Annotated in this window: 14 protein-coding genes; 5 read left to right on the top strand and 9 right to left on the bottom strand. The window is 63.0% G+C overall.

What is annotated here, in order from left to right; translation table 11 throughout:
• Positions 1-2: 2 nt before the first annotated feature.
• From OKW20_RS22430 to OKW20_RS22420, 3 genes are all read right to left on the bottom strand, one after another.
• Positions 3-869, bottom strand: a complete 867-nt coding sequence (locus OKW20_RS22430) for a carbohydrate ABC transporter permease (RefSeq protein ID WP_043619379.1) — start codon at positions 867-869, stop codon at positions 3-5.
• Positions 869-1765 (bottom strand): carbohydrate ABC transporter permease, encoded by an 897-nt coding sequence (locus OKW20_RS22425; RefSeq protein WP_034796432.1) that lies wholly within the window; start codon positions 1763-1765, stop codon positions 869-871. The genes OKW20_RS22430 and OKW20_RS22425 overlap by 1 nt, the downstream gene beginning before the upstream one ends.
• Positions 1766-1846: 81 nt before the next feature.
• The gene (locus tag OKW20_RS22420) at positions 1847-3166 is read right to left on the bottom strand and encodes an ABC transporter substrate-binding protein (protein WP_429175497.1); all 1320 of its coding nucleotides are present in this window, start codon (positions 3164-3166) and stop codon (positions 1847-1849) included.
• Positions 3167-3330: 164 nt separating this feature from the next.
• On the opposite strand from OKW20_RS22420, the gene OKW20_RS22415 reads away from it, so the two are divergent.
• Together OKW20_RS22415 and OKW20_RS22410 are read left to right on the top strand one after the other, a co-directional pair.
• Positions 3331-4119 (top strand): IclR family transcriptional regulator, encoded by a 789-nt coding sequence (locus tag OKW20_RS22415; protein WP_429114979.1) that lies wholly within the window; start codon positions 3331-3333, stop codon positions 4117-4119.
• Between the two features lie 76 nt (positions 4120-4195).
• A complete protein-coding gene (locus OKW20_RS22410) occupies positions 4196-5032 on the top strand; it encodes an amidohydrolase family protein (protein ID WP_429175492.1) in 837 nt (278 codons plus the stop codon).
• 54 nt (positions 5033-5086) lie between these two features.
• Here OKW20_RS22410 and OKW20_RS22405 read toward each other — a convergent pair whose 3' ends face one another.
• Genes OKW20_RS22405 through OKW20_RS22395 form a run of 3 tightly spaced genes read right to left on the bottom strand, consistent with a single transcriptional unit; the run spans position 5087 to position 7939 of the window.
• Entirely contained in the window at positions 5087-6223 is a 1137-nt protein-coding gene (locus OKW20_RS22405; RefSeq protein WP_429175490.1) for an extracellular solute-binding protein, read from the bottom strand.
• A complete protein-coding gene (locus OKW20_RS22400; RefSeq protein ID WP_429175487.1) occupies positions 6220-7380 on the bottom strand; it encodes a CaiB/BaiF CoA transferase family protein in 1161 nt (386 codons plus the stop codon). The genes OKW20_RS22405 and OKW20_RS22400 overlap by 4 nt, the downstream gene beginning before the upstream one ends.
• A gap of 7 nt (positions 7381-7387) precedes the next feature.
• The gene (locus tag OKW20_RS22395) at positions 7388-7939 is read right to left on the bottom strand and encodes a MaoC family dehydratase (RefSeq protein ID WP_043619395.1); all 552 of its coding nucleotides are present in this window, start codon (positions 7937-7939) and stop codon (positions 7388-7390) included.
• A 298-nt stretch (positions 7940-8237) separates the two neighbouring features.
• Here OKW20_RS22395 and OKW20_RS22390 point away from each other — a divergent pair, with 298 nt between their 5' ends.
• The 3 genes from OKW20_RS22390 (at position 8238) to OKW20_RS22380 (ending at position 11619) form a co-directional block, all read left to right on the top strand.
• Positions 8238-9218: a sugar-binding transcriptional regulator gene (locus tag OKW20_RS22390; RefSeq protein WP_429175483.1), complete on the top strand. Its 981-nt coding sequence runs from the start codon at positions 8238-8240 to the stop codon at positions 9216-9218.
• A gap of 57 nt (positions 9219-9275) precedes the next feature.
• Positions 9276-11330, top strand: coding sequence for a bifunctional aldolase/short-chain dehydrogenase (locus OKW20_RS22385; protein ID WP_429175481.1), 2055 nt, complete (start codon positions 9276-9278; stop codon positions 11328-11330).
• Positions 11331-11400: 70 nt separating this feature from the next.
• Positions 11401-11619 carry a hypothetical protein gene (locus OKW20_RS22380; RefSeq protein WP_429175478.1) on the top strand — a complete coding sequence of 73 codons (219 nt, stop codon included), beginning with the start codon at positions 11401-11403 and terminating at the stop codon, positions 11617-11619.
• Between the two features lie 68 nt (positions 11620-11687).
• Here the strand turns inward: OKW20_RS22380 and OKW20_RS22375 are convergent, their stop codons facing one another.
• From OKW20_RS22375 to OKW20_RS22365, 3 genes are read right to left on the bottom strand one after another with little or no spacing between them, the layout of a single operon-like run.
• A complete protein-coding gene (locus OKW20_RS22375) occupies positions 11688-12731 on the bottom strand; it encodes a substrate-binding domain-containing protein (protein WP_429175475.1) in 1044 nt (347 codons plus the stop codon).
• A gap of 51 nt (positions 12732-12782) precedes the next feature.
• On the bottom strand, positions 12783-13832 hold the full coding sequence (locus tag OKW20_RS22370) for an ABC transporter permease (protein ID WP_052201864.1): 1050 nt from the start codon (positions 13830-13832) through the stop codon (positions 12783-12785).
• Positions 13829-15346 (bottom strand): sugar ABC transporter ATP-binding protein, encoded by a 1518-nt coding sequence (locus OKW20_RS22365; RefSeq protein ID WP_429175472.1) that lies wholly within the window; start codon positions 15344-15346, stop codon positions 13829-13831. The genes OKW20_RS22370 and OKW20_RS22365 overlap by 4 nt, the downstream gene beginning before the upstream one ends.
• Positions 15347-15397 lie beyond the last annotated feature (51 nt).

Raw genomic sequence — 15397 nt, 5'->3', positions numbered from 1 at the left:
GATTATCCTTTCACCGCGCCGAAGGTGAGGCCCGAAACGAGGTGCTTCTGAATGATGAAGGTAAGGGTCAGCGCCGGGATGATCATCACGACGGCGAGCGCACACATGCCGCGCCAGTCGATGGTGAATTCGGCAGTGTAGTCGAGCAGCCCGACCGGGAGGGTCTTGGAATTGACTGAGCGGGTGATCTGCGAGGCAAGCGCATATTCGTTCCAGGACGTCAGGAACGCGAAGATGCCGGCGGATGCGATGCCGGGACCGGCGAGCGGAAACTCCACCTGCCAGAAGGCCTGCCAGGGCGTGCAGCCGTCGATCTGGGCGGCCTCGGCGAGATCCTTCGGCACCTGGCGGAAGAAGCCGTCGATCAGCCAGATGGTGAAGGGCACGTTGAGCGCCACGTAAGTCAGGATCAGCGAGAAGTGGGTGTCGATGATCCCGGTGCGGGCGTAGAGCATGAAGAGCGGGAGCGAGAGCGCGATACCGGGCACCGCGCGCGTGAGCATGAAGCCGAGGAAGATCGCCGACTTCGCCTTGAAGCGATAGCGTGCAAAGGCATAGCCGCCGGCCATGCCGATCGCGAGCGCAATGACCGTCGAGGTCACCGAGATGATCAGCGAGTTGCGGAAATAGTCCCAGACGGGCACGCCACCCTGCCCCGCGCCTGAAAACATGGCGCGATAGGCATCGAGCGAAATGCTCTCGGGGATCCAGACCGGCGGTTTCGCCATGATCTCGACGGTCGGGCGTAGCGACGACAGCACGATCCAGAGGCCGGGGAGGCAGATCACGGCCATTGCGAGGAACAGGCCGATCAGGTGCACCGTCTTCAACAGGCGGCGGCGCAGGCGGTGCGAAGCGTTGATATCCATTACCACTCGGCTCCGATCTGCTGGCGCGCCGCGGCGAGCTTGCGGAAGAAATAGACGGTGAAGACGATCGACAGGAGGATCGCGACATAGGCCATGGCGTTGGCGAGCCCCATGCGAGCATCGGCGTAGGCCGTGCGGCCGACGAGCGTCCAGAGCAACTCCGTGCGCTTGGCCGGGCCGCCATCGGTCATGATCTTGACGATGTCATAGGCGCGGGCGACGTCGAGCGAGCGGATCGTCATGGCGATGAAGGCAAATGGCATGAGATAGGGCCAGGTGACATAGCGGAAGGTCTGCCACGGCGTACAGCCGTCGACATGGGCCGCCTCCACCGGATCCTTCGGCATGGCAAGCAGGCCGGCGAGGATCAGGATGGCAAAGACCGCGGTCGAGGACCAGACTTCGGCGATGATGATCGAAAGCAGCGCCAGATTGCCGTCGATCAACCATGGGATTGCCTGATCCGTCAGTCCCAGCGACTGCAGCGCATTGTTGACGAAGCCGATATTGTCGTTGAACAGGAACTTGAACTGGAAGCCGACGAGCACCGGCGAAAACATCATCGGAAACATCATCATGGTGCGTAGCAGGCGCTGACCATGGGTTGCCTTGTTGACGAGCAGCGCCAGGCCTAGACCGAGCAGCATTTCGGCGTTGAGTGCCACGGTCAGCAACAGCACGGTGCGACCGAACGCGACCCAGAACTCGGCGTTGCCAAGCACGGTTGCGTAATTGCGCAGGCCGACAAAGACCCACAGCGTCTCCGGTTTGGTCAAGCGGAACGGCGTGAAGCTCGAATAGAAGGAAAAGAGGAGCGGCAACACGATCACCGCCGCGAGCACGACAAAGGCCGGAAGCAGAAGCAGGGCCGGTGCTGACAATTTCTTGAGCTTCATCGGGCAGTCCTGAGGATTGCATGAAATGGCTGAGGCGGCGCCGGCGCCTTCAAGGCATCGGCGCCGCCTCGTTGTTATCGATCAGAGCTTGCCCGCGTCTTCGAGGATGCCGGTCGCCTTCTGGGCGGCGGCATCAAGCGCTTCCTTCGACGTCTTGTCGCCGAGGATGGCGGCCTGGAGTTCCGGGTAGACGGCGTTGGAGATTTCGATCCATTCGGCCGTCTTCGGAACCGGGAAGGCATGCTTTGCGGCTTCCTGGAAAGCCTGCAGCACTTCGGTCTTGTAGGCGTCGCCCTCGGCCTGCTTGATATTGTATTCCCAGACGGCAGTCCGGGTCGGCAGCGGGCCGGCAGCCGATTCCAGCTTCTGGCTATCCTCGTTGGTCAGCCACCAGACGAGCGAAGCAGCCGCTTCCTTGTTGGCGCAATCCTCGGTGACCGAGAAGCCATGGTGGCCCGACCAGCCGGTGCGCTTGCCGGAAGAGCCGGCCGGCTGCACCTTCACGCCGACATTGCCGGCAACCTTGGAGGACTTCGGGTCGCTGAAGAAGCTCGCCCAGCCAGGCCAGTCGAGGTTGAGGGCGATCGAGCCCGAGGCAAAGCCCTGGCCGAGGTCGTCCCAGAGATAGTTGGTCGTTCCCGGCGGTACGGCCTTGTCCTTGTATAGCTTGACGAACCAGTCGAGCGCACGGACACCGGCTTCTGAGTTGAAGGCCGGGCGGCCGTCCTTGTCGAGATATTCGCCACCTTCGGCGACCAGCATTTCATAGAAGCGACCGTTGATCGCCTCTTCCTTGCCGGCAAACTGCGTACCGTAGAAATTCGGCGGGGCGGCGAAGAACTCAGCCTGGTCGCTGACCTGGGCCCAGGTATCCGGTGGCGCCAGATCATAGCCGTACTTGGCCTTGAAGGCGGTCTTCTTGGCTTCGTCCTGGTAGAGGCTCTTCTGGTAGTAGAGAGCCGAGACGTCGAACTGGGCGCGCGGCAGCATCACCAGCTTGCCGTCGAGCGTCGAAGCGTCGATCAGCGCCGGCACGAACTTGGCGATCTCCTCCGGCGGCAAAAGCTGCAGCAGGTCGGTGTAGATGTCGGGGTATTGCGGCGCGAAGGAGGAATGGTTGGAGCCGACGCACCAGCTGACGCCGCCGGTCGCGATATCCGACTTGATCTCCTTGTCGAGCTCGAAGTGGTTCTTCTTCGACAGGATGTTGACCTTGGCGCCGGTCGCCTTCTCCCATTCGCCGATCCGCTCATAGAGCTTTTCGTATTGCTGTCCGCCGATCAGCTTGGCGTCGATCGTGACGCCCTCGAACTTGCCGGGCAGATCGGCGGCATTAGCCGCTCCTCCTGCACAGGCAAGCATAACGACGCCGGCGGAGACGCCGGCAAGCAGCCTTTTCATGTCCACTCCTCCCGTGTTCACGCCCTCTTCCTGACGTGACGTTCTCATTCGTGAGAAACTAATTCATATACAAACAACATTTTTATGAGGCGTCAAGGGAGAACTTTCCTTTGTGGGCGCCTTCGTCTGCGTATATGGATATGAGTATTCACCAAGGAGGCTTCATGGACACCGAAGAGTCAGACCGCTACCGCGCACCGGCCCTTGATAAGGGGCTCGACATCCTCGAGCTGCTCGCCAGCGTCGACGGCGGACTGACACAGGCGGAGATTTCCAAGCGCCTGAACCGGAGCCCGAACGAGTTCTACCGCATGCTCGATCGGCTGGTGCGGCGCGGCTATGTCACGCGCATCGACGGAGATCGCTTTTCGCTGACATTGAAGCTCTTTGGGCTCTCGCAGCTGCATGCACCGGTCCGCAGGCTTGCCTCCTACGCCACGCCGTTGATGCGGGATCTGGCCCAGCGCTCGAAGCAGGCAAACCACCTCGCCGTCTTCGATCGCGGCTCCGCCGTCGTCATCGCCCAGCAGGAAGCGCCTGATTATTGGGGCATTTCGATCCGGGTCGGATCGCATATCAGCCTCTTCGACACGGGATCCGGCCATATCCTGCTCGCCTTCCGCTCGACTGAGGAGCGCGAGATGATGATCGCGGAACATGGCAGGAGCAAAGACGAGGTCCCGCGCGGGCCGGAGTTCTATGCGCGCCTCGATCAGATCCGCGAGCGCGGCTATGAAATGATGGCAAGCGCGCAGACAGCCGGCGTCTATAACCTCTCGGCGCCGATCCTGGGGCCTGATGGTCGCGGCATCGCGGCGCTGACCGTGCCCTATATCGCGCTCGTCAACGCGCCCTCGGCGCCTGATATCACCGAAAGCATCGCCCTTTTGCTCAAAACCGCCGAGCAGCTGTCGACATTGGCCGGTTCGGACGTGGCCTCGACAACAGATTGACGCCACTTGAGAACGATCGTACTTCTTATCTGAATAGATCATTCTTATGTGAGAAGCCGTTCGGAGGAGGCGCGCCTTGATCATCGACACCCATCTTCACCTCATCGACAGGTCGAGGCTCGCCTATCCCTGGCTCGCCGGTGTGCCTGCCCTCGACCAGGACTTTCTTTACGCCACCTACGAGCGCGAAGCGCGGCGGCTCGGCATTACCGCCAGCCTGCACATGGAGGTCGATGTCGATCCTTCGGAGATGGAGAAGGAGACATCCGAGGTCGCGTGGCTCGCAGGCCAGGCGGACAGTCTGCTGAAGGGCGCGATTGCCGCCTGCCGGCCCGAAGAGGACGGCTTTGCGGCCTATCTGGAACGCCAGGAAGCAAACGGCCTGGTCAAGGGCTTCCGCCGCGTGCTGCATGTGATGCCGGACGATCTTTCCGAAGGGGCGACGTTCCGCGACAATATCCGCCGGCTCGGCGGCCGCCGCTTCACCTTCGACCTCTGCGTCCTGCCGCACCAGATCGAAAAGGCGATTGCGCTTGCCGATCTCGCGCCCGATGTTCAGTTCATTCTCGACCATTGCGGCGTGCCTGACATTCGCGCCGGCGCCGAGCACCCCTGGCGCGGGCACATGAGCGAGATAGCCCGCCGGCCAAATGTCACGGCAAAAATCTCCGGCGTCGTCGCCTATGCGGACGAAGCCTGGCAGGTCGAGACGCTGCGCCCCTATGTCGAGCACACGATCGGCGTCTTCGGGTGGGACCGGGTGGTTTGGGGAAGCGACTGGCCGGTCTGCACGCTCGGCGGCAATCTTTCGACCTGGGTCGGCGCCACCCACGCGCTTCTCGAAGGCTGCAGCGCAGAGGAAAAGCGCAAGTTGCTCGCCGACAACGCGCGCCGGATCTGGAAACTCGCCTGACCGGACCTTTCTATAATCTGGTCCGGGACGCCTGGGCGTCCCGGAACTCAGAAGTCAGGCTGCAACAAAACTCGCCGCAAACACTCGATTGAGGTCGTCGACGACCTTTCGCGCTGGCTCCTTGCGCAGGAGGCCGTCATTGATGCGATCGGACGCCGCCTGCTGGAAGGCCATGTAGCCATCGTGCCTCGGACGAACCCAGGCGCTCTCCAGTGTCTTGCGCGTCGCACGATAGAAGTCCGAGGTCGCGGCATTGACGACGTCGTCATCCCAGGCGGCCGCATGGCCGGGCTGCCCGCCACCGGCGGCATAAATGCCGCGCTGGACATCGCCGCTCGCAACGAAATAGGCAAAATCGATCGCCGCTTCGCGTGCGTTCGAGAAGGCCGAGACCGCAATGCCGGTCCCACCGAGCGCCGAGCCGACAGGGCCATTGGTTCCGGCAACCGGAATATCGCCGAACGTCACGAGCGACGGCCGGAAGCCCGCAATCGCGTAGCTGACATAGCCGTAAATCAGTGGCGCACAGACAACTTTCGAGGCGGGATCGCTCATGGCCTCCAGCACGGCGATCGGGTCCATCGAGAAACAGCCGGGATCGATCAGATCCGTGAGCTCGCGCAGGCGCTCGAAGGCATCGACGCCGGCGTCGGTTTCGATCAGCGGCCCGGTACCGTCACTTCGGCAGGGAGAGCCGAGGTTGCCGGCAAGCGTGTAGAAGCTCATCAGGGAATGCGGTGGACGCATCGGCAGCGCCACCTTCCCCTGTCGCGCGAGCGCCAGCATGTCGCTCCAGCCTTCCGTGCGTTCCGTCCGGTCCGGGCGCCAGGCCTGGACTTGCGTCGCTGCATCGATCGGGAAGGCCCATTGCCGGCCCTGCCAGGTATAGCTCGGATAGGAGCGCCCGACGCTCGCATCCTCAAGCGCCGCCCTCTCCTCTTGATGGCCTTCCACATCAAGCGGCGCCAGGCACTTTTCCTTGGTGATCTGGCCGACATGGGGATGATCGATGACGATCAGGTCATAGGCCCGCGCCAGCTCTTCGACGGGATAGGTCTCGAAATCCTGCAGCGAGCGCTTGTCCCATTCCACCGTTATGCCGGTGCGTTCCTGCCAAAGCCGGGAACAGGCGATCATCGGATCATAGCCGCGCGGGTGGCTCCAGGTCATGCCCTTCAATTTGGTGCTCACAGGCCGAACTCCTTGCGGATCGAGGTGCTGTGTTCTCCGATGCGTGGTGCTGCGCGGTCCACCTGGGCGCGCTTGCCGTTGACCCTGAGCGGTGACCGTGTCGTCATGATCGAAACGTCATCCTCGCGCTCAACGGTCTGCAACATGTCGAGCACCTGGAAACCTTCGCTTTCGAGCAGTTCGTTCCAGTTGAGGACCCGGGCGCACCAGATGTCAGCGGGCTCAAGGACGCCAAGCCAATGGTCGATGGTGTTTTCAGCGATCCGCTTGGCGATCAGCGCTTTGATTTTGTCCCGTTCGGAGAACCAGGTGGCCGGATCGTCGCGATAGGCGTCGAGTTTGGGCATCTGCAGCAGATCGGCAAGCTTCGGGATCGGCGTCATGGCGATGGCGAGATAGCCATCCTTGGCCGGGTAGACCCCGTAAGGCGCCGACAGATAGGCATGGGCGCTGCGGAAGCCGGACCGGGTCGGCAGCCGCCGGCCGTCATTCAGATGCGTCGTCAGCACTTCGAACTGGAAGTCGACGAGTGCTTCCAGCAGGCTCGTCTCGATCAGGCTGCCCTTGCCGGAAATGCCGCGGCGGACGAGCGCTGCGAGAATGCCTTGCGCTGCCGCTGCACCCGCAAGCATGTCGCCGATCGCAAGGCCAAAGGGCACCGGCCCCTGGCCCTCATCACCGTTCAGCCACATGACGCCAGAGCGCGATTGCGCGAGCAGATCCTGCCCCGGCCGTTTCACCCAGGGGCCCTCCTCCCCATAGCCGCTGATCGAGGCATAAACGATCTTCGGATTGATCGCCTTGACCGCTTCGTAGTCGAGGCCGAGGCGCTGGATGACGCCGGGGCGGAAGTTTTGGATCAGCACGTCAGCCTTGGTCAGCAGCGTCTTGAGGGCCGCAAGGTCGCCCTCGTTCTTGAGGTCGATCGCGAGGCTTTCCTTGGCGCGGTTGATCGCATGGAAGATCGTCGAATCGCCTCCGATCTCGGTGTCGCTCAGATAGAGCCGGCGCGACAGGTCGCCGCCGTCGGGACGCTCGATCTTGATGACCCGCGCGCCGAGATCCATCAGGCGAAGCGAGCAATAGGGTCCGGAGAGAAACTGGCTCATGTCGACGACGACAAGGCCAGAGAGCGGCAATTCGTTGGTTTCGGTCATCGGTATCTTACTTCTCGGTCTTGCCGACGAAGTCGGCGGGGTTCTTGTATTTCACGGTCTGCAGGTGCTCGCAGTAGAGCACCAGCTCCCCTTCGCCCTTGAAGACCTGGTAGCTGGCTCGGATAAGCCCGAGCTCCTTGTAACGGGGCGTTTTGTCCATGTTGGTGCGGATCGTGTAGATCGTGTCGCCGATGAAGACCGGCTTGATGAAGCGCAGCTTGTCGTAGCCGTAGGAAAAGGCGTTGACGCAGTTGGTGGCGACCAGCCCGAGGCCAGCGGAAAAGACGAAAGCGCCGGCAACGAGACGCCTGCCGAAGATGCCCTCGCGCTCGGCAAACATCTGATCCTGCACGTAAGGATGGATGTCGACGACCAGCGTATTGAAGAGGTGGCTGTCACCTTCGGCGATCGTGCGCCGCAAGGACCTTATACGCTGGCCGACCGGCCAATCCTCGTAAAACCAGTTTTCCGCGTTCCACACGGGAAGTGCTGCGTGCTCTTGCGGCATGTCCGCGGGATGGGTCGAGGACACCCCGACGGTGGGCATGAAGTCATCCATTGGTCAGTCCCTGATGCAATCGGTCGGCAATAGCGGGTCCGTTGGCTGGCTTCCGAGCGCAATGTCGCTCGATCTCCATTCAGACCCTTATATGAATAGTATGTTCACATATGGATTCCGTTTGCAACCGGCTGCTGGCGGTAGCCGCGTTCGCGGCTCCGCGTGGCACATTCAGGATCATCATTCAGAAGAGAGATGCAGCCGCTGTCGCGTCAACGGGACACGACAATCGTCAATGACGTTGACTTTTGTCAGTATAGATGAAATATGTCAGATCCATCTTGCGAAGGTTCCGCCAATGCCCATCCGAGCCACAGACCAGATCATTCACAAGGCCGCCTGGCTCTATTATACGCACGGCCTGCGCCAGGACGAAGTGGCGCAGCGGCTGGAGATATCCCGTGCCTCGATCGCCACGTATCTGCGCAAGGCCCGCGAGATGGGCATCGTCACGATCACCACCTCGACAGAGCTGTTTTCGCAGGACGTGCTTGCCCGCGAGCTCGAAGACGCCACCGGGCTGACGACCGCGTGGCTCGTGCCGGAAGACCGGCAGGCCATGGACCCGGCCGCCGAAATGCCCGTCGTCGCGGCGTCCGTCTTTCTCGAACTGATCAACAAGGGCGACCGGATCGGCGTTGCCTGGGGCCGCACCGTCTATCATATCGCCGACGTCATGCCCGTTGCGGACCTGCGCGGCGTTACGGTCGTGCAGCTCTGCGGCAATCTCGGCGCGCCCTATTCCTACCGCCCGGATCAATGCACGACGGAAATCGCCCGCCGTCTGAATGCCGAAGGCATCAATTTCTATGCGCCGCTCGTGCTTTCCTCCGAGCGGCTTGCTGAAGAGCTGCGCGGCGAACCCGTCATCAAGGAGCAGCTCGCAACCATCTCCGACTGCGGTCTGGCGCTCTATTCGGTCGGCGGCATCGAGGATGACAGCCACCTTGTCAAGTGCGGGGCGCTCTCGGCTGCAGACATGCATGCCATGGGTGAAAAGGGCGCGGCCGGCGTCATTGCCGGACAGCTCATCGACCGCGATGGCCAATGGATGGATTGCGAGCACAATCGCCGCTGCATTTCGGCCGATCTTGGATCCATCCGCACGATCAAGAAGCGCATGCTGGTCGTCCAGGAGGACAGCAAGTTCGAGCCGCTGATGGCGGCCTTGAAGGGCGGCTTCGCCTCGCATCTCGTCATCACCGAGTCGATGGCACGCAAGGTCCTGGATCGCTGGAACCGCGAAGGGCTTGGCAAGAGCGGCTCAGGCGCCCCCTGAGCCCCAAATTTGGGTCCGCCGATACCGGCCGGGCCGGTTTATCGGGAGGCTGAACTTATGGAAAATCTCTGGCGCGACGACGAGGCGGAGAAGGTCGTTGCGGGCTATCAGGCGGAGGGCATCGGCCGCGATCTGGCGCTGCGGACCTATACGACGCGGCTGCTTGGCGGCGAGCCGCGGCTCGTGCTGCATGGCGGCGGCAATACTTCAGTGAAAACCGAAATCACCGACCTTGTCGGCGACACGCATGCCGTGCTCTGCGTCAAGGGCAGTGGTTGGGACATGGGCACGATCGAGCCTGCCGGCCTGCCCGCCGTCAAGATCGCGCCGCTGCTGAAGAGCCGCATGCTCGAACGGCTGTCGGACGAGGACATGGTGACTTTGCTGCGCGCCAACCTCATCGATCCGGGCTCGCCGAACCCGTCGGTGGAGGCGCTGCTGCATGCCTTCCTGCCGCACAAGTTCGTCGACCATACTCATTCGACCGCCATTCTTGCCATCGCCGACCAGGCCAAGAGCCGGGAGATGTGCGCCGAACTCTTCGGCAGGAAAATGGGTTTCGTGCCCTACATCATGCCGGGCTTCGCGCTGGCGAAGGCTGCGGCGGACGTGTTCGACCAGGATCCGACGGTCGAGGGGCTGATCCTCGACAAGCACGGGATCTTCACCTTCGCCGACACAGCCAAGGAAGCTTATGCGCGGATGATCCACTATGTCACGCTCGCCGAAGAGTATGTGAAGGCCAACGGGCGCAATCCATTGACGCCGGCCGCCCTGCCCACAGAGCTTGCAAGCCCAGCCGATATCGCGCCGATGCTGCGCGGTGCCGTTGCCGTCGACAAGGGCGAGGGCCATTTTGACCGCATGGTCAGCGTGTTCCGCACCTCGCCCGCTATCCTCGACTTCGTCAACGCGCAACAGGTTGAGGAGATGGCCGCCAGGGGCGTTTCGACGCCCGATCTTTCCATCCGCATCAAGACCGGGCCGATGGTGCTTCCGGCGCCGGCTCACGATGATCTCTCGGGCTACCGGGCCGTGATCGACGCGCGTGTCGCCACCTTTGCTGCAGACTACACCGGGTACTTCCACACCAACGACGCACGCGACGACGTCAAGCGCATCATGCTCGATCCCATGCCGCGCCTGACGCTGGTGCCGGGGCTCGGTATGTTCGGCCACGGCCGCACGTACAAGGACGCGACGATCGCCGTCGATGTCGGCGAGATGTGGATCGAGGCTGCGCGCGACGCCGAATCCGTCGGCCGTTTCGAGCCGGTCAGCCGGCCGGATCTCTTCGACCTCGAATACTGGTCGCTGGAACAGGCGAAGCTCGCCGGCGCCAAGCCGAAGCCGTTTACCGGTCAGGTCGCGCTCGTCACCGGCGGCGCCGGCGCTATCGGTGCGGCGATCGTCAAGGCCTTCGTCGCCGAGGGCGCCCATGCCGTCGTGCTCGATCTCGACGGCGACAAGGCGGCAGCCGTGGCCAAGGCGGTGGGCAACAACGCGATCGGCATCGCCTGCGACATCACCGACCCGGCATCCGTTCGCGCCGCTTTCGACCAGGTGGTCGCGACCTTCGGCGGCGTCGATATCGTCGTTTCCAATGCGGGGGCCGCCTGGGAAAGTCCGATTGCGACCATGGACGACGCCCTGCTGCGCCGCAGCTTCGAACTCAACTTCTTCGCCCATCAGACGGTAGCGCAGAATGCCGTGCGCATCATGAAGGAGCAGAAGACCGGCGGCGTGCTGCTGTTCAACGCCTCCAAGCAGGCTGTCAATCCGGGCGCCAAGTTCGGCGCTTACGGATTGCCGAAGGCAGCGACCTTGTTCCTGTCGCGTCAGTATGCGCTCGAACACGGGGCTGATCATATCCGCGTCAATGCCGTCAACGCCGACCGCATCCGCTCGGGCCTGCTCAACGACGAGATGATCGCCAATCGCGCAGCCGCGCGCGGCCTTTCGGTCAAGGACTATATGGGCGGAAACCTGCTCGGTCTCGAAGTGACGGCCGAGGACGTGGCGCGCGCCTTCGTGCACCACGCGCTTGCTGAACGCACAACCGCTGATGTCACGACCGTCGACGGCGGCAATATCGCAGCGGCGATGCGCTGACCCCTTCCACCCAAGGGTGAAAGCGTGCCACCATGTCGTCTCCCGCTAGAGTTGTTCGGATGGAGACGAAATGGTCGATCCCTGGCCTGCAGATGCCGCTTTTCAAATGGGTGATTATGCCGCCAAGAAAGGCCGCGCCTCCTGGCGCGGCAAGATCGTCGGCTGGTATCGGACAGACCTGACCAGCCTCGGCTACGCGATCGAGAGCTATTTCGAACCCGGCTCCGTGCAGATCTATCCGGAGACGGCGATCGAGGCGTGGGCGCCGCCGGCGTCAAACGCCGACTGAAGCAAAGCCGGAAACAAAAAGGGGCGGCCCGATGGACCGCCCCTTTTCCGAATTTATGGGTCAGGAGATCAGGGCTTCGGCATCCATGCCGGCATGGCGACATCCGCATGGGCGAACTGCGGCAGCTTCACGCCGAGCTCTTCCATGTTCTTGATGTCCTGGTCGTTCAGGTCCTTCTGGGTGATCAGCGTCGGCGGTACGACGACCTGGCGGCCCGGGTCTTCGCCGGCAAGCAGCATGGCGAGCGAGCGGACCGAGACCTGGCCGACGACGGCCGGGTTGGTGGCGGCCGTTGCCGTCCAGGCCGAGCCTGATTCGCGCATGGCGGCGATGTCGGACGTCGAGATGTCCGCCGAGTAGATCTTGACGCTGGACGAAAGGCCGGCCTCGTCGACTGCGATCTTCACGCCCTTGGCGAATTCGTCGTAAGGCGCGAACATCACGGTAATATCGGGTTTGGCCGAAATCACCGCGCGGGCCTGGTTGGCGACCGAGTTGGCGATCGGGTTGTCCATGGTTCCGAACTGGGCGGCTTCCTCGATCCCGGAATACTTGGCCTTGAATTCCTTCCAGGTCTCGTCGCGGCGGTCGAGCGGCGCGATGCCGGCGACATAGACGTAGCCAGCCTTGAAGCTTTCACCATTGTCCTTGACCGCCTGCTCGAGCGCGAGGCGCGCGAGGTCGCGGTCGGACTGCTCGATCTGCGGGATCTTCTCGTTTTCGACGTTGACGTCGAAGGCCACGACCTTGATGCCGGCGTCGACCGCGCGTTGGGCGGCTTCCTTCATCGATTCCGTCAGGCCGTGCTGGATGATGATGCCCTGCACGCCAAGTGCGATCGCCTGGTCGACCATGTCGGCCTGGAGCGCTGCATCCTGGCGGCTATCGAAGACCTGAAGCTGCACGCCGAGCGCCTTGGACTGCGCCTCGACGCCGGCGAGATAGGACTGGAAGAAGTCGCCGGTCGAAAGGTAGCGCACGAGCGCGATCTTGACGTCGCCGGCCTTGTCGAACGGCTTCGGCATGTCGGCGGCAAAGGACGGCACGCCGAAGGCGGCTGCCCCCATCAACCCGAGCGTCAAGCGGCCCAGGCTTCTGCGAGTCATGTTCATGTCAGTCTCCTCCACTGGTGAACTTTTTGTTTTCCGCTGAAGGGAGCCCCGTCAGCGTTTGCCTCTTTTCGAGAGCGCAAAGGTGAAGATCAGGGCAGCGACGAGCACGGCGCCCTTGATGAAATCCTGGGTGTAATAGGGTGCGTTCATCATCGTCAGGCCCTGCAGCAGGATGCCGACGAAGAGCGCGCCGATCGCCGTGCCGAACGCGTTCGGTTTGGCGGCGCCGAGCACGGCAAAGCCGATCAGCGCGGCGGCAACCGCATCGAGCAGCAGGTTGTTGCCCGAAGCGATGTCGCCGCGGCCAAGGCGGGCGGCAAGCAGGATGCCACCGATCGAAGCGAAGACGCCGGAGATGATGTAGGCAGAAATCTTGTAGGCATTGACCGGCGCACCGGCGAGGCCGGCTGCCCGTTCGTTGGAGCCAACGGCATACATCATGCGGCCGAAGCGGGTGTATTCGAGGAAGAACCAGATCAGGATCGCAAGCACGATCAGCACCACCACCGAAACCGGCACGAGATTGGGCAGGATGAAATCGAAGCGGTGGCGGCCAAGTGCGAGGAAGGCCGGGCTGAAGGTGCCTTCGGCTACCGAACCGTCGGGAAGCGTCATGCCTGTCGCAATCGACCGGCCCTCTGTCGGGATGCGCTGGAGGCCGAGCAAGAGGAACATCATGCCGAGCGTCGCCAGCAGATCCGGCACGCGCATATAGACGATGATGACGCCGTTGACGAAACCGACCAGCACGCCGATGGCAAGGCAGACGAGCGTTGCCGTCAGTGCGTCGCCGCCCATCACCACCATCACATAGGACGAGGCCATCATCGCCGTCGTCGCGACCGAGCCGATCGAAAGATCGAAGCCGCCGACGACCAGCGTGGCCGTCACGCCCAGCGCAAGGATGCCGGTAATCGACACCGATTGCAGGATGAAGACGGCGCTCTGCGGCGAGGCGAAGCCGCCGGTCACGAGCGAGAAGTAAAGGACCATCCCGGCGAGGAGCACGAGGAAGCCGTATTTGATCGCCGCCTCGCGAATTCCCGATGCGCTCGAAGGGACCGCGACCGGTGCTGCGGAATTGCTCTGTTCACTGCTCATGACGCATGGACCTGTTGATAGAATTGACCGGCGATTTCCGACAGAAGCCGCTCGACATCGACGTCGGCATTGCGGTGCTCGCCGACGATGGTCTGTTCCGACATCACAAGGATGCGGTCGGCGACTTCGAAGGCTTCGTCGAGTTCGGTCAGGAAGAGGATCGTGGCGCGGCCCGCGGCCGAGGCGCGCAGCTTCTCGCCGATGTCGCGGCGTGCGGCGATGTCGACGCCCTGGAAGGGTTCGTCGAGGATGAGCAGGCGCGACGGCTCGGAAAGCCAGCGCCCGACCATCACCTTCTGCTGGTTCCCGCCCGAAAGTGTCTGCAACTCGTCGCGCTCGCTGCGGCAGACGACGCCAAGCGCCGCGATCTGCTGGCGTGCCTTGGTCTTTTCCGCCCGCCGGCTCGATATGCCGAAGCGCGAGAGCCGGCTAAGGAACGGTAGGCTGATGTTTTCGTAGATGTTGAAGTCGGGAACGATGCCGCTTTCGGCGCGGTCCTTGGCGACAAGAAAGACGCCGCCGGCGATCGCCCGGCCCGTGCTTCCCGGCGCATAGCGCGCGCCGTCGAGCATCATCTCACCGGCGAACGGCGCGCGTGCGCCAAACAGGGTCTCGGCGAGCGCCGTCTTGCCGACGCCCACAAGCCCGGTGACGGCGACGATTTCTCCGTCGCGGAGGGTGAAATCGAAAGGGCGCGCCTGTTCCGAGAGCTTCAGGCCGCGGACGGCAAAGACCGGAGCGCCGCCGTCGCGAAGATCGACGGCCCCTGCCGAGACCTTGCGACCGAGCATGGCGTTGACGGCGCCCTCATAGTTCAGTTCCGGCCCTTCGAAGCGGCCGCTGATGCGGCCATCGCGAAGCGCCACGATGCTGTCGGCCAGCCGCCGGATGTCTGACATGCGGTGGGATATATAGAGAATGGCGACACCGCGCGCCTTCAGCCGGTCGACGAGATCGAAAAGCCGGTCTGCCTCCGCGCTCGACAGCGACGATGTCGGCTCGTCGAGGATTAGCACCTTCGGCTCGTGCGCCATGGCACGGGCGATCGCCACCATCTGCCGGTCGGCAAGCGTCAGGTCATTGATATTGGCGGCAAGATCGATCGCAAGCCCCATGCGCGACGCGACCGCGGCAGCCTCGCGCCGCACCCGGCGCGGGTTGAAGAACAGCCGCGCACCGCGTCCGTTCAAGCGATCGAGCGTCAGATTGGTGGCGACGTCGAGATCGGCAACCACCCCGTCATTGATGTTTTGATGCACGGTGACGACACCGGCGCGGATCGCTTCGGCCGGGGTCGTCGGCTCAAAGGCCATTCCGGCGAGCGTGATCGTGCCGGCGTCGCGCGTGTAGACGCCGCTCAAGATCCGCACGAGCGTGGATTTGCCGGCGCCATTGGCGCCCATCAGAACGGTAACCGCCCCAGCTTTGAGATCGAGATCCACCCCTCGAAGAACCGGTACCGGCCCAAAGGATTTGCGCACGCCCTCAATGCGAAACACTGCCTGTTCGCTCATTCTCTCCTCCCGATGAAGGCAGGTTAGGATAGCCGTCCGTCAAATGTCAAG

Source organism: Ensifer sp. LBL, from assembly GCF_050435225.1.
GTDB lineage: Bacteria > Pseudomonadota > Alphaproteobacteria > Rhizobiales > Rhizobiaceae > Ensifer.
The sequence above is the reverse complement of the archived record's forward strand: the minus strand, read 5'-3'. Positions and strand labels throughout refer to the sequence as shown.